Here is a 15640-nt window from a genome sequence, read left to right on the forward strand (position 1 = left end):
TTTTATCATTTATCATATTTATCGAAATTAACAGCTCTTACTTGTTTAGATAACAAAAAATCATTGGATTTGGTATCAAATTAAATCTTCATTGGAAGTATGAATAATTCAGGTTAATAATTAAAATAATAGTAACCATTACGAGTGCATTTTCCAGCAACTGAAGCCCTCCTAACCGGATGTCTTTTTCCTTACTATACTCCAGAGCAAATTTTTCACCAACAGAAATAACTGGGCATATGATACAAAAAATGAACCTTTTTGGAGGAGTCCTATGATTGATCCATTTCAGCAAATGAATGAGTGGAGGAAAAATTTAGACCAGTTCTTTGGTGAAAATTTCTGGAATGATTTTGAAAGCATTATTAAACCGAATATTCCCCAAATCAATATGTACAAAACAGAAAATGAGATTCTTTGTTACGTCAATGTGCCGGGAATGAGAGACATAAACCAGATTGAAATTTATGCGGATCATACAACATTGGAATTGCGTGGCAACATTCATTTGGACTATGCCCGGGGCTCAGTTGTAAGGGAGGAAATCCTGCAAGGAAATTTTGACCGGAAAATACAGCTTCCATATCCGGTCCGTTCTGATAAAATTGATGCCACGTACCAGCACGGAGTGTTAATCATTCAATTACACCGTCTCATTTCCGATAAAAGCAGCAGAAATAAAGTGAATATCCGCATGCTGGAGGATGAGTAGCAGATTCATTATGGCAAAAGATATATCGGTGGGCAATCGTTTTACCCACCGATTTCTTCATTCGGTCCAAAAACTCGCTTCCGAATATTCGACGTCTGTCCTCGCAGTCGTTTTTCGAGCGTTCTCTTCCAATTTGACGCAAGCAAATGACAAGATAGCAGTCGATCTGCCAGCACTAAATTATCTTTATAAACGTGCATCACTTCATTACACGCCTGAATCGTCCACTCCGGATACGGCCTTTCAATTAATTCCAAATCCGTTTCCGCCTTCACGTTTCCCTCTTGCAAAACACGAAAATACCAGCCGGTCCTGCCGCTATTTTGTATCTTTAAGGCAAAATCTTTTATACGAAAGCGCCGGGCCGGCTTCCAGCAAGGCTGGCGCGGCTGGGATACTTGAATAACCGCATCTCCCATTTTATATGTATCGCCAATGCAAACGGAGAACTCATCCATTTCCAGGACGGCAAAGTTTTCCCCCATTGCCCCCATATCAATGTCAATATCCAATTCCTTCTTCCAAAAAGTATAATGTTTTATCGGATAGGCAAAGACCGCCTTTTCCGGTCCGCCATGGTTTTTCTTGTCTGCCACTTCATCCCCAGCTAACCCGGCCTTGCTTAGCCACACTTCCCCTTTTGCTTCCTCTTTGAACATGCCCGTCTCCCACGGTCTGTCCATCGGATTCTCGGCGCCTTCTTCACCTAGACGCTTCACTTTACCGGTAAATATTTTGTACACATACGGTTCATTCATTCGTGTCACCTGCTTTTATGTGTTATATTAATTTTATTCTACATAATAATTATACATTTTACATGGAATAGACAGGAGGGGAAGCATATTGGCTAACATTCAAAAGGCTGCTTTCGCCGGCGGCTGTTTCTGGTGCATGGTAAAACCCTTTGATCAGTGGGACGGCGTTCATAAAGTTGTCTCCGGCTATACCGGCGGGCACGTTGAGAACCCCACATACGAACAAGTAAAAACAGGTACAACGGGTCATTATGAAGCCGTCGAGATTACATACGACGAAGATATTATCAGTTATGAACAGATTCTCGATTTGTACTGGAGGCAAATCGATCCAACGGACGACGGCGGACAGTTCCATGACCGCGGGGAGCAATATCGTACAGCGATTTTCTATTATAATGAAACGCAGAGGCTGCTTGCCGAGCAATCAAAAAAACAGCTTGAAAAAAGCGGGAAATTTTCAAAACCGATAGTAACAAAAATCCTCCCCGCTTCCGTTTTTTATCCAGCAGAAGAATATCATCAAGATTTTTACAAAAAGAACGAAAAAGAATATTTGGAGGACCGGGCAAAATCTGGACGGGATGAATTTATCCAGTCTGTTTGGGAAGAAAAGTAACTGGAGGAGTCCCGGCAGCTGCTGCCAATGGACTCTTCTTTCTTTTAAGTTTGTTTCCCTGTTCTCCATTCAGAGTATAAGGGTACTATCCCGCTATTTTTCCGTTTTATAGTTTCGGCATGCCTGGATAAAACCGTTCAAAATACGTTTTGCCGCTTCGTCTCCCCTTTTCACCATATGTTCCGGATGCCATTGTACTCCTAAAACAAAAGAATGTTTCTTGCTTTCTACCGCTTCAACAATACCATCCCTTGCCCTGCCGCTGATTTTAAACCCTTCCGGTACACGGCGGTTTGCCTGATGGTGATAACTGTTAACCCGAATGGAATGTTTACCTGTTAATCGGAAAAGCAGAGACCCCTCTTGAATGTCAACATAATGGGAACCGTGATCAAGGGGAGCTTTTTGGGAATGCTGCAATAATTCCTGATCCAGTTGAGCATATATATCCTGATACATATCTCCGCCTGCAGCGATATTCATTATTTGACTTCCGCGGCATACACCGAGAATCGGCTTATCCAGATTCAGCACTTTTTTCACGAGTGCTATCTCAAATCTGTCTCTCTCCGGAATAATCGTTCCAAGCTTTTCATGGGGTTCTTCGCCAAAATAATCCGGATCCACATCATAACCGCCAGTCAAATACAACCCGTCAATTTTGTGGACAATTTCATCTATATTTTCGTCCGCCAAATAAGGCAGCATGACCGGAATGCCGCCTGCTTGAATAATCGCCTCTATATTTGCGTTTGTTACGTAATAATTTTTTCGGTCCACTTCCATGGAAGAAGTAACGCCGATTAATGGTTTCATTCCCATTCCTCCCAGCAAAAAATATCCTTTCTATAAATTCATCTTAAACTCAAATAGACAGAAAGGGAAGAAAAAATGGAAAATTACATTAAATCCATTATGACAGTAAAAAAATCCGATTCCCAAAATGAGAATCGGATTTTCCTGTTAACTATTGATAAACCTACTTTAAGAAAATAAAATACAGAATAAAGACGACGAATAATCCGTACATAATCGGATGGATTTCTTTTGCTTTGCCCTTTACGATCATCGTAATCGGATAAAAAATGAATCCGATGGCGATTCCTGTTGCAATACTGTAAGATAACGGCATCGCCAGGATAGTAAGAAATGCTGGTACAGCAATTTCGAACTGATCCCATTCAATATCTTTTAAGGAAGATGCCATCATGACACCAACGATAATTAAAGCTGGAGCTGTTACTTCGGCCGTAACTATTCCTAATAGCGGCGAGAAAAATAACGCCAATAGGAAGAAACATGCAGCAAATACTGCGGTAAGACCGCTGCGTCCCCCGACTCCGACCCCGGCAGTTGATTCAATATACGAAGTAGTTGTCGACGTTCCGAATACAGCACCAGTAGTTGTTGCTGCCGCATCGGCAAATAACGCTTTTCCGGCACGAGGCAATTTATTGTCTTTTACCAAACCTGCCTGGGTGGCAACGGCAACGAGCGTACCCGCCGTATCAAAGAAATCTACAAATAGGAAAGTTAAAATAACAACAAGCATTTCAAGGGTGAAAATGTCACCAAAATGAATGATGGCCTGCCCAAAGGTAGGGGCTAAGCTCGGCACACCGCTTACGATATCGGAAATCCCTTTTGGTACAGGAATCAGCCCGAAGATCATGCCGACAATAACAGAGATAATCATGCCATAAAATATGCCAGCTTTAATTCCCTTCGCCAGCAAAATGACGGCTACGACGAGTCCAAATACAGTTAACAGTACGTTAGGACTTGTAATGTCGCCCAAACCAACCAATGTCGCATCATTGTTCACAACGATGCCGCCGTTAACTAAGCCGATAAATGCAATGTATAAACCAATTCCTGCACCGACTGCCAATTTCAAGTTTGCCGGGATGGAATTAATGATTTTTTCCCGCAGGCCGGACAATGTTAAAAAGATAAAAATAATTCCTGATGCAAGAACCCCAGCCAAAGCCGTTTCCCATGGAATGCCATAACCGATAACTACCGTATAGGCAAAAAATGCATTTAATCCCATACCTGGCGCCAGCACAACCGGGTATTTCGCAATAATCCCCATAAATAATGTACCAACCGCTGCAGCAATCGCCGTAGCAGCAAATACCGCACCTTGATCCATTCCCGTTTCAGACAGAATCGAAGGGTTCACAAACAAAATATACGCCATGGCTAAAAAGGTTGTCAGACCGGCAACGAATTCCGTTTTGATATTCGTTCCTAATTCTTCCAAATGGAAATATTTATTCATGTAAAGTTCCTCCTCTTATAATATCCCGTAACAGGTTAAAACTGCACAAATAACCGCTCTTACCCTTCCCCTACAATCGCATCATCTTCCTTTTTCCAAAAAATAAAAATGCTCTTGGAATTTGCTATACCAAGAGCATTTACACATCGCAGAAAAAAGCAATAAACAGACAGGGGAATTCGAACAACCCACGACAATTCCCTTCTAACTTTTATCTGCGTAGTCAGACTATTTACGGTAGTCCGGTAGAAACTCTTGGGCCATATTCCCAAAATTATACGCATTTTATTCAATTACACTATAATATTACTACCATTATATGGTTCTGTCAAGCCAAAGCCGAACTTTTTTTCATTATCTTAAAAGAATGTTCGTTTTTTTATTCCCATTCAATTGTTGCCGGCGGTTTGCTCGTTATATCATAGACGACCCGATTTACGTGAGGAACCTCATTTACTATACGGGTAGAGATTTTTTCCAATACATCCCATGGAATTCGCGCCCAGTCAGATGTCATTCCGTCTATGGAAGTGACTGCCCGTATTCCGATTGTATAATCATAAGTTCGCTGATCTCCCATGACACCGACGCTGCGAATATTCGGGAGTACTGTGAAGTACTGCCATATTTCCTTATCTAAGCCCGCAGCGGCAATTTCTTCCCGCAAGATCCAGTCTGATTCTCGTACGATTGCCAGCTTTTCTTCTGTTACTTCCCCTAGTACGCGAATAGCTAATCCTGGACCAGGAAAAGGCTGGCGCCAAACGATATAATCCGGAATACCGAGCTGGGTGCCCAGCTCCCTTACTTCGTCTTTAAACAATGTTTTTAATGGCTCAATCAATTCGAATTGCATATCTTCCGGAAGCCCGCCTACGTTGTGATGGGACTTAATTGTCTGTGCCGTATCTGTTCCGCTTTCAATCACATCCGTATATAAGGTGCCCTGGGCAAGAAAATCGATATCTTTTAACTTTGCTGCTTCATCGTCGAACACATAAATAAATTCATTGCCGATGATTTTCCGTTTCTTTTCCGGATCATCTACCCCTTTTAATTTCGAAAGAAAACGTTCCCGCGCATCGACTTTAATGACATTCATATGAAAATCTTCAGCGAATACTTTCATCACTTCATCTGCTTCATTTTTTCGAAGCAAGCCATGGTCGACAAAAATACAAGTTAGCTGATTTCCAATCGCTTTATGAATCAATGCGGCAACGACGGAAGAATCCACTCCCCCGCTTAGTGCACATAATACTTTTCGGTTTCCGACTTTTTCCCGAATCTCTTTCACTTGCTGTTCAATAAAATTTTCCATTGTCCAATTGCCTGTACAGCTGCAAATGTCAAATACAAATTGCTTCAAAAGGTCATTCCCGAATTCGGTATGTTTTACTTCCGGATGGTATTGAACTCCGAATAATTTCCGCTCTTCGTTGCTCATAGCAGCAATTGGCGTGGATGAACTCGTAGCGTCAACTTGAAAGCCCGATGGCACTTCGGTTATTTTATCCCCGTGACTCATCCATACTGTTTGTGTGCTTGGACTATTCCGATAAAGTGCTGCATCGTCTTTGATTTCAATGGTCGCTTTGCCATATTCCCGATTATCCGACTTTTCTACTTTTCCGCCAAAACTTTTCGCCATTAACTGCATCCCATAGCAAATCCCTAACACAGGAATTCCTAACTGAAAAATTTCTTCATCACAGCGGAAACTATGTTCGTCAGTTACACTGTGCGGACCTCCGGAAAGAATAATTCCCTTTGGCTCCAGCTTCCGAATTTCTTCGGCTGTAAGCTTATGGGAGCGGAGTTCGCTATAAACACCAAATTCTCTAATTCTTCTAGTTATCAGCTGATTGTACTGACCGCCAAAGTCTAATACGAAAATCATTTCTTCTTTGCTCATACCAACAACTCCTATTCGAAAATGGATCAATTTGATACAAATGCCTATCCATAAGATGAACATTATTTTACATTTCATTCCAAAACAAAAATGGATTTCTCCTCTCATCACGATAAAGGCAGAAATCCAGCAAAGGGTATTCTGCCTTTATAGTCAGGACATTTACGGTGTCCCGGTAGAGACTCTCGAACCATATTATCGAGGATATATAAAGGCGAAGTATTGTATTTTCATATTTTATAATTCTACTAATAGAGTTATTGACGGTCAACCTAATATGCGGTTGATTAAATTTTTCCATAATTCGCTGATTTTCCGGCTGTTCGGTTCTCCTATCCCCTGATTATAAAGCATTTGTTCGTAAACATGAGTTAATTTGCGCATTTCATCGGTTTCATAATGTTTATCAACAGCGTTGGCAAACTCCCGCAATGTTTGATCCGGCCTTTTGACGATTCCATTCCTTTGCAGCACTTTCATCAGAAAGTGATACGCATCTTGATAGTTTTGCGGATTAGAATTGTTCGTCAGGCGCATTTCTATAAGTTTGGTTTGCCAGCGGAACCTTGTTAAATAGAGGATAAGAACTGCAAAACCGACGATAGCTGCCAGCAGCAAAAGATATCCCCAGCGAAATTCAGAAAAAATGCTAGTGTCTTTTTTTTCCGTTACAGGCTGGAATACTTCTTCCGCATCTTCCTCTGCATCGTCTTTTTCCTCTTCTGTCTCCCTTTGTTCCGGCAATTCCTGCAATTCCTCCTCCGGTGAAGAGTCTGCAGCCGGGGCGTTGGCAAAGGCTGCTAAATTGGAAAAGCCTTGTGTCGGTTCAAAAGGAATCCAGCCATATTCAGGAAAATAAACTTCTACCCATGAATGGGCATTGGCATTTGTCACTTCATACACGTGCAATCCGGTTTCTGAATCCACTTCAACCATTTCTCCGCCCGTAAATCCTTTTACCCATCTTGCCGGAATATCAACGGACCGCAGCAATACAACCATTGCCGTAGAAAAATTATCACAATAGCCGACCATAGAATCAAATAAAAATTGATCTACATAGTCTTCATTCGCTGCCGGCACCGGTACATCCGTTGTTTCATAGATGTAGCCATTGTTTCCGAAATAACGTTCCACAGCTTTCGCTTTATCGTAACGATTATCGTAAGCAGCCGTAATTTCTGCCGCCAAATCCTTAACTCTTTCCGGCAGCGTGCCCGGCAGCTGGGTGTATCTTTCTAAAATTTCCGGCTCATCCCCGCCATACACCTTCCGCAACTCTTGGATAGGAAAAGTAGGCGACTGAAAGGTGAACTGATAATCGACGGTATCCCCAATTTTTCCGCCCAACTCCGTATTAATCGCTTCCGACTGGCGGTCAAGCTCATATTCTACTTCCGCATCCGTTATATGTTTCACAGACTGGAAACCATAAGGATACATTAATTTTCCGATATCAGTATACTGCAATTGAAGGACAGCTTCTTCCATCTCTGTTCGTATTTTTTCCGGACTAAAGGTTTCTATGTGAAGATTATTTTCTTCTACCGGTTCAAACGTTGCATCCGTTGACAGTTCCCACCCTTTTCCGGTATATACATCCTTCGTTTCGATTCGCCAGTATTGTTTTTCATTGGCGTAAGCACGAAATACCGGCGTATGATCCTGAATAAAGGAACCGCCTAACCTGGAGTCGTCTTCGCCATAACCTACCTTCCGAACAGTACCTGTTCCAATTTTCCCCGCTTCTTCAGCTGCACTTTTTATAAAGGGGACGGGGTCCGGCCATTGAGGTTCCATTTTCGGTGCAACAAAACCGACAAGCACAGACATGAAGATTAACAGCATTAAAAAAAGTCCCCAAACCGGATTTTTTCGTGCCAGAACGGAAGAAATTTTTTCCCGGTCCAATTCTTTCACATAGTTTGCGATTCCTAACGCAATGAAAGAAACGATAAAGGTTCGGACAATCGCAAATCCGGCATCGTATACGGTAAACGTATCCAATACAGTAACGTATACAAATGTCATAAGAATAAAAATAAAAAAACGCTTCATCTGAACAAACCAATAGTAAAGCAAATAACTCATCAGCCAAATGAGAATTAAAAAGAGAAAGCTGCGAAATATTTGGGTTAATTCATGCAATTGCTGCTGGAAAATCATTTGCATGTTCCAGACAATTTCCGCAACAAAGGATCCAAACCATGTCAAATTCAGCAAACTAATATCATAGTACAAACTGTGGATAACGATAATTAAAGCGATTCCTTTGAATGAAAAGGCAAGCCACCATTTCAGACGCAACAGTGATATGATGAAACAAAAGGCGGCGTAAATAATAAAAACGGTGATATTTTCCGTATCTGTTACATCTTCCAGCGGAAATATCCATTCAAGAAAGAGAAAAAAAGAACAAATGTATAAAATCGAGGTGTAAAACATGGAATTAGCTTGTTTAGTGTACTGTTTCATAAAATGTCACCTCAATCGGATTTCTCACCAGCTGTTGTTCAGTGAGAATGCATACACCTGCTCCCAGTCTTTTTAGTTGCTCAATATGACTTCGCACATCATCTGTCAGCATCTTTTTTCCTTGAATAAGGATTAGACCAACTTGATTAGCGTTCGTCATCGTTTGTTCCAAAGTTTCCGCTAAATAAGGGTCAATGTTTGTCGTAATAAGGATGACCAAATTTGACTGACTCAGTTTCGCAGACACCTTTTTTAATTGCTCTCCAAACGATTCGCCGTTTGCAGGATAAACGTTCGTGAGATATTTTTGTATCCCCTTATTTAACGTCCTGCTCCGATTCTTTGGAAAATAAGCTATCTCCCCTGCTCCGCCAACGGACAAGAAACTGGCCTCTTGACTTTCTTTTGCCATTTTTTCCAAAAGAGTCAATGTCATTTCTACAGTTGCTTCATAAGCATTAGCATTTTCAAGGCCTTTTCCGCAATTGTTTAAAACAATTAGGGCAGCAGCATTTCTTTCCTGCTCAAATTCCTTTGTCATCATCGAATTTTTCTTCGCCGTCTGCTTCCAGTCGATCCAGGAAAACCGGTCGCCTGGAGCATAGTCACGAACGCCGCCAACGATATTGGAATTGGAGACAGCTTTCATTGCCGCCAGCTTATTCCCAGTGTCGTATCGAAGAGAGATATGTTGCAATTGAACAGGAAGGGTACTTGGATAAGCAACCAGCGAATTCTCAACTGAAAAAAAGCATTCCTTTTTTACGAGTCCAAATACATCCCCCGTTTTTATCCGAACAACGTTTAGCTTGTGTTCACCACGAGGAATATGTTTCATAGTATATGAAACTTTCAGTTTGCGGCGAAACCAAGGGAATATAACGGCTTTCATCTCTCGGTCCACCCTATTTTCCTGGTTCATCCATTGATATTTTTTTTGCCCAAAGTCGTATCGATGTAATGATGAAGGAAATACTTCCTCCACAATTAAGTAGTGCAATGGAAAGGGGAATTTTCTTTCTAAATGCAAGATAACTGTTATATCCCCGCCTGAATGGATGATTGGCGAAGAAATTTTCCTCGTAATTTTCCACTTTTTCCACGGATAGAGCAAAAACAGCATTTGATAAAGAAAAATAGGGAGAAAGCTATAAAACAAAAACCAGCTGACAAAACCACCTTGAAACATCGCATAGGCGAACAAGATGGCTAACAATAAAAGAATTGTAATGAAATTGCTTGCAAATTTTACCTTTTCCTTCAACATTAAAATTCCTTTCGAATCGGAATATGGGTTGTTTTTATAATATTTTCAATGACTGAGTCGTTCGTTTCTCCATCATACCTTGCTTCAGATGTCAGGAGAATCCGATGACCCATAATGTATGGGGCCAAAAATTTCACATCATCCGGAATGACGTAGTCTCTTCCGTTTATATACGCCAATGCTTTTGCGGCTTTCATCAGAGCAAGCGATCCCCTTGGGCTCACTCCTAGATAAATAAGCGGATGTTCCCTCGTTTGTGATACGAGATGGATAATGTACTGTTGAATCGTTTTATCCACATATACTGTTTTTACTTTATGCTGGATTTCCAGTAAATCTTCTCTTGATAGGACAGCTCCGATTTCCTCAATCGGCGAGTTTTGGGAATTCCGTTCCAATAGCTCCAATTCTTCCAAAAAAGTTGGATAACCCATGCTAATTTTCATTAAGAAGCGGTCCAATTGGGCCTCCGGCAAAGGATAGGTCCCTTCATATTCAATTGGATTTTGTGTAGCCATGACGAAGAAAGGTTTCGGCAGAGGGATCGTTTCTCCATCTACAGTGACATTTTTTTCTTCCATAGCTTCCAATAGAGCAGACTGGGTTTTCGGAGATGTGCGGTTAATTTCATCGGCTAAAATAATATTTCCATGGATTGGGCCGGTGCGAAATTCAAATTGTAAGCTTTTAGGATTGTAGATGGAAACGCCGGTTACGTCGGATGGTAATAAGTCTGGGGTGAATTGAATTCTTTTAAAATCACAGTCTAACGATTTAGCCAAAGTTCGAACTAGCATTGTTTTCCCGACACCTGGAACATCTTCCAAAAGCACATGGCCTCCTGCAAGCAATGCTACTAAACTTAGGATAGACACATTTTCTTTTCCAATCATGACACGGTTAATGTTGGATAGCACTTTTTCGATTTTCTCATTATATATTGTCGTATTTTGCATGAAATACGTTCACCTCTATATTAATCTACTGATATTGCTGATATAACTACTATACAAAAAAAACGGTTGTTATGAAACCGGAAATTCCTTCATTTCTATTATTTACATGTTACTAATGAAATATACTAGAGTTGAAATCAAGAAAAATTTTCATCCCCTAAGCGGTCGATCTGGACTAATTCAGAGGCCGGCAAAACAAAAAGGAAACATTTGGACAAATGTTTCCTTTTTGGCTTAATCATATATTTCTTGAAAATACGGATTTCCTTTCATGCCAATCCATAAGTCGGACTGCTCCAATTGATAGGCCAGCTGCAGCAGGTGATGGTCCTCTCCCTTTTGAGTCAACACTTGTACCCCCAGCGGGAGGCCTTCCTTCGTCATATGGACCGGAACCGACATTGCCGGCTGTCCCGTTAAATTGGCCAGCTGGGTAAATGGCGTATACGTTAAACTCGGCAGGAACATATCCCAAATAATGTCCTGCTTTTCATCTTTATCGGCTTCCTTCACCATAAGTTGGAGCTCCTGTCTTTTTTCGGCGGAATGAGTCAGTTCGCCGACTTTTGGTGCCGGGAAAGCTGTCGCAGGCGTGATGTAAAAGTCGTACATCCGATGGAAGTTTGCCATCAGTTCGGCAGCCCTGTCCCAAGACGCCAGGCTTTCCGAATATTCAGCTGCAGATACAACTTTTCCGGCTTCATGAAGAACCCATGATTCAATCTCCATATCTTCCGCTGTCAGCGTCCTTCCTAATGCTTTTTCCAGACTCCGTATCGTCGCATTCATTTCCCCGCTATTCATCATATAATAGTCCCGCATGAGCTGTTTTCCATCGACAGGACATTCCCGCTCTTCGACAATATGACCTTGTTTTTCCAGCCAGCGTACCGTTTTTTCCACTGCTGATTTTGCTTCTTCGGAAACAGGCGTACCTACTGGTGATTTTGTCGTATAAGCAATTTTCATCAACTTTGGAAACGGCTCTTCCATATATTTTTGATAGCTGTTTGGAAACAGCGGAGTTTGGAACGCTGCTTCCGGCTGGACAACTTGCAGAAGATCTAGCATTGCTGCGCTATCTCTTACTGTACGGCTTAATACGAAATTAATTGCCGCTCCTTGCCATTGGCGGCCAACCCCTGGCCCGACCGGTGTTTTTCCCCTCGTCGGCTTCAATCCAAACAAACCGGTAAACGATGCAGGTATACGGATGGATCCTCCCCCATCACTTGCACCCGCCATCGGAACAATTCCCGATGCAATAGCTGCAGCAGATCCTCCGCTGGAACCTCCAGGGGAATAATCATGATTCCAGGGATTTCGTGTTGGCCCATAAATTTCAGGCTCAGTAATATTTTTTAAACCAAATTCAGGTGTGTTTGTATTTCCGATAAAGATGAAGCCTGCATCCCGAAATCGTTTAACAAAGTAGGAATCAAATTTTGCCGTATTGTTTTGTAACAGGCGTGAACCAGAAGTAATTGGCTCTCCTTCCATACTTTGGCCTAAGTCCTTTAAGAGCAGCGGAACACCATAAAAAGGCAGATGGAACAGGCTATCATCATTGATTTGACGAAAAGCTTTTTCTTTCCGATTATGAATTACCGCATTTAGCTTAGTATTCACCGATTCTATCTGATCAAATGCTGCTTCCAGCAGCTCTTTTGGATGTATTTCCCGTTGCTTCACTAATTTCATCATCCCAACAGCATCGAGCTGCAAATACTCTGCACTCTTCACAAAAGCACCCCCATCTTTCACCCCCAGTATAACATACTCGCACCATCAGTGCTTGGCCATTGTCGAATATTGCCAATAGCCCCATAGATGCCAGGCGTCATAAATTTGCATGATTCTCCCAAAATTATCCAAACTAAGCCTACATTTTCTTTGGTTAGGGGGGGATGAACTGATGAAATCAATATGGTGGATGATACTGCCATTTATTTTTCTTTCCGGATGTTTAAGCGTCTACGGGGAATCAGATGTATTGGAATTAAAACTTGCCCATAATCAGTCTTTGGATCACCCTGTACATATTTCTCTTGCCAAGTTCGGCGAGCTTTTGGAAGAAAAATCTGACGGAACAATTAAAGCAAAATTATTTCCCAACGGCCAGCTGGGCAGTGAACGGGAAGTTATTGAGTTAACCCAGGCTGGTACCGTTGATTTTGCCAAAGTAAGTGCAAGTGCATTAGAAGGGTTTGCGTCCGATTATTCCATTTTTAGCCTTCCATACGTCTTTGAAGACTATGACACCTTTCAAAAAGTGATGAATCAAAAAGAGGTTACCGACCATCTCTACTACCATACTGAAGACATTGGCTTCATCGGTCTAACATACTACAATGCAGGAATGCGAAATCTATACACAAAGGACTTGGACATTAACGATGTTTCCGAAATGAGCGGATTAATGGTTCAGGTTCAGCCGAGCAAGACTAGCGTACAAATGATTGAATCGATGGGAGCCATTCCTACCGATGGCTTACGGAGAAGTATATACCGCTTTACAAGCCGGGGTCATTGATGCTGCAGAAAATAACGAAACGGCGCTCGTAGGAAACAACCATGGAGAAGTGGCCAAATATTATATGTATACCGGGCATCAGATCGTTCCGGACATGTTTATTGTGAATGCAAAGCGTTTTCGTGAATTATCCGACGAACAGCAGCAAATGGTCTTGGAAGCCGCCAAAGAATCAACCGAATTCCATGAACAAGTGTGGGAAAAAACGATAAAGGAACAGACGGAAATAGCAAAATAAAATGGGGGTTCATTTTATCGAGGTGGACAAAACCTCTTTTATTAATGCGGTAGAGCCGCTGCATGAACAATTCAAAAACAGCGACAAAACAAAGGAGATATATCAGCTAATACAGGAGGCAATAGATAGTGAATAAAACTAAAATCATCATCGATAAAATACTGCTCGCCCTTTCTTCTTTATTGCTTTTAACGATGGTTGTATTATCCCTATGGCAAATTCTTTCCCGCTACGTTTTTAATATGTGTTCGGAGCAAAAAAAGCATATCGCCATCGTATTTTTCCGGGAAAAATTCAACCCGACAACCCAGCGGATTTTACAAAGATTATCCGATGTCCTCGTCATATTAGTCGCAGGAGCATTAATGGTCTATGGAGGATTTAAAATGGTGATGCTTACTTCCAGTCAAACTGCTGCAGCAACGGGGATATCCATGGGGCTTGTATACTTATCCCTTCCGATTTCAGGCATATTCGTCATCTTCTATACAATCCACAGCATGGCAACGAACAAGAAAAACAAAAACGAGGAGGTAGGATTTTAATGGAAGTCATTGCAAGCCTTATATTATTTATTAGTTTTGTCCTTTACTATTGCTTGGAGCTCCGATTGCAGTCGCATTTTAAGCTCTCTCCTTACCTTTTTAACCGTCCTTCCCTTTGACGCGGCGATTTTGACTGCCGCCCAGCGCATGGTTACCGGGATTGATAACTTTACGATGCTGGCCATTCCTTTATTTATATTGTCGGGAATTATTATGAACATTGGCGGAATAGCCTTCCGCCTCGTTAATTTTGCCAAAATACTCGTTGGTAAACTTCCCGGTGCCCTTGCCCACACAAATGCGGTCGGAAATATGTTATTTGGCTCCATTGCCGGCTCGAGCGTCGCTTCTGCTGCAGCAATGGGAAGGATTATGGGACCGATGGAAGAAAAGCAGGGCTATAGAAAAACTTATTCCGCTGCCGTCAATATCGCATCAGCGCCAACAGGACTAATCATCCCTCCCAGTTCGCTGTTAATCGTATATTCTTTGGTCAGTGGCGGTACTTCCGTTGCTGCTCTGTTTATGGCCGGATATTTGCCAGGTATATTGTGGGGGCTTGCAGTAATGGTTGTTGCATATTTTATGGCAAAAAAAGAGCAATATCCCGTTTCTGTGCTCCCTGGATTAAAAGATATAATTTATACCTGAATTATTTATAGAAAACTTTTGATTACTTTCTAATGCCTATCTATCAAGCATTTCAACCGAATTGATCATGCATCAAATAAATGAAAAAAAGAATCCATTTCTGTTAAAGTTAAATCACGACAAAATAACCACAGAAAGGATTCTTATAATGGCTACTTTACCGCAATTAACGTTAGATTTCAATCGTCAAATTAAATTGTCAAGTGATGGGGGTTCTCTTTCTTCTGATACAGGTGAATTTATCTTTAGGGAATTCGATGAGAAAATCGGATTCTCTAAAACCTTGGCTCGACATCTACATTTGAAAGACGATAGAAAATACCATGTTCATTCGAATGAAAATTTACTCCGTCAAAAGATTTATCAAATCATTGCTGGTTATGCTGAAGATGACAGTGCTGACGAATTGACGAATGATCCTGTCTTCACACAAATTATCGGGACCGACGCCTTAGCTTCTCAACCAAGTTTATCTCGGTTTTACACAAGATTTGATAACGAATCCATGGAACAATTAAATCAAGTGAACCAAGAGCTTTTAGATAAAGTACATACATTCAGGGGATCCAAAGCAATCATCTTTGACTTGGATTCAACACATGCTGACACATATGGTGAACAAGAATCGGCATCGTACAATACTCATTATGGAACGGTCGGTTTTCATCCGTTAGTTGCTTTTGATGG

The 15640-nt window shown here is 41.5% G+C and carries 13 protein-coding genes, 1 pseudogene and 2 riboswitches; of the genes and pseudogenes, 6 read left to right on the plus strand and 8 right to left on the minus strand.

Features of this window, described 5'->3' with window-relative positions; all coding sequences use genetic code 11:
* The first annotated feature begins 274 nt into the window (after positions 1-274).
* Entirely contained in the window at positions 275-712 is a 438-nt protein-coding gene (locus tag IEV18_RS13065; protein ID WP_229733654.1) for an Hsp20/alpha crystallin family protein, read from the plus strand.
* Between the two features lie 41 nt (positions 713-753).
* Here IEV18_RS13065 and IEV18_RS13070 read toward each other — a convergent pair whose 3' ends face one another.
* Positions 754-1470, minus strand: a complete 717-nt coding sequence (locus tag IEV18_RS13070) for an MOSC domain-containing protein (RefSeq protein WP_188392834.1) — start codon at positions 1468-1470, stop codon at positions 754-756.
* Positions 1471-1567: 97 nt separating this feature from the next.
* On the opposite strand from IEV18_RS13070, the gene msrA reads away from it, so the two are divergent.
* Complete coding sequence (msrA, locus tag IEV18_RS13075) at positions 1568-2089, plus strand: peptide-methionine (S)-S-oxide reductase MsrA (RefSeq protein ID WP_188392851.1); 522 nt, start codon at positions 1568-1570, stop codon at positions 2087-2089.
* A gap of 93 nt (positions 2090-2182) precedes the next feature.
* Here the strand turns inward: msrA and IEV18_RS13080 are convergent, their stop codons facing one another.
* The 7 genes from IEV18_RS13080 to IEV18_RS13110 all read right to left on the minus strand — a co-directional run bounded on the left by IEV18_RS13080 (position 2183) and on the right by IEV18_RS13110 (position 12729).
* Entirely contained in the window at positions 2183-2905 is a 723-nt protein-coding gene (locus IEV18_RS13080) for a gamma-glutamyl-gamma-aminobutyrate hydrolase family protein (protein ID WP_188392835.1), read from the minus strand.
* Between the two features lie 163 nt (positions 2906-3068).
* Positions 3069-4373, minus strand: a complete 1305-nt coding sequence (locus IEV18_RS13085; protein WP_188392836.1) for an NCS2 family permease — start codon at positions 4371-4373, stop codon at positions 3069-3071.
* A gap of 200 nt (positions 4374-4573) precedes the next feature.
* Positions 4574-4675, minus strand: a riboswitch (purine riboswitch).
* A gap of 77 nt (positions 4676-4752) precedes the next feature.
* The gene (guaA, locus tag IEV18_RS13090) at positions 4753-6288 is read right to left on the minus strand and encodes a glutamine-hydrolyzing GMP synthase (RefSeq protein WP_188392837.1); all 1536 of its coding nucleotides are present in this window, start codon (positions 6286-6288) and stop codon (positions 4753-4755) included.
* A 130-nt stretch (positions 6289-6418) separates the two neighbouring features.
* Positions 6419-6520: riboswitch (purine riboswitch) on the minus strand.
* Between the two features lie 35 nt (positions 6521-6555).
* Positions 6556-8763: a transglutaminase TgpA family protein gene (locus tag IEV18_RS13095; protein WP_188392838.1), complete on the minus strand. Its 2208-nt coding sequence runs from the start codon at positions 8761-8763 to the stop codon at positions 6556-6558.
* Positions 8747-10027, minus strand: a complete 1281-nt coding sequence (locus IEV18_RS13100; protein WP_188392839.1) for a DUF58 domain-containing protein — start codon at positions 10025-10027, stop codon at positions 8747-8749. Before IEV18_RS13100 ends, IEV18_RS13095 begins: the two co-directional genes overlap by 17 nt.
* Before the next feature lie 2 nt (positions 10028-10029).
* A complete protein-coding gene (locus tag IEV18_RS13105) occupies positions 10030-10986 on the minus strand; it encodes an AAA family ATPase (RefSeq protein WP_188392840.1) in 957 nt (318 codons plus the stop codon).
* Positions 10987-11220: 234 nt separating this feature from the next.
* Positions 11221-12729, minus strand: a complete 1509-nt coding sequence (locus tag IEV18_RS13110) for an amidase (protein WP_188392841.1) — start codon at positions 12727-12729, stop codon at positions 11221-11223.
* Between the two features lie 190 nt (positions 12730-12919).
* Between IEV18_RS13110 and IEV18_RS13115 the strand changes: the two are divergent.
* From IEV18_RS13115 to IEV18_RS13130, 4 genes and pseudogenes are all read left to right on the plus strand, one after another.
* A pseudogene (locus IEV18_RS13115) lies at positions 12920-13757 on the plus strand (TRAP transporter substrate-binding protein).
* Positions 13758-13885: 128 nt separating this feature from the next.
* Entirely contained in the window at positions 13886-14302 is a 417-nt protein-coding gene (locus tag IEV18_RS13120) for a TRAP transporter small permease (protein ID WP_188392842.1), read from the plus strand.
* A gap of 9 nt (positions 14303-14311) precedes the next feature.
* On the plus strand, positions 14312-14953 hold the full coding sequence (locus tag IEV18_RS13125; protein ID WP_188392843.1) for a TRAP transporter large permease subunit: 642 nt from the start codon (positions 14312-14314) through the stop codon (positions 14951-14953).
* Between the two features lie 148 nt (positions 14954-15101).
* A partial coding sequence (locus tag IEV18_RS13130; RefSeq protein ID WP_188392852.1) for a transposase occupies positions 15102-15640 on the plus strand: 539 nt, incomplete at its 3' end.

This window comes from Compostibacillus humi (assembly GCF_014637175.1).
Taxonomy (GTDB): Bacteria; Bacillota; Bacilli; order Bacillales; family Amphibacillaceae; genus Oceanobacillus; species Oceanobacillus humi.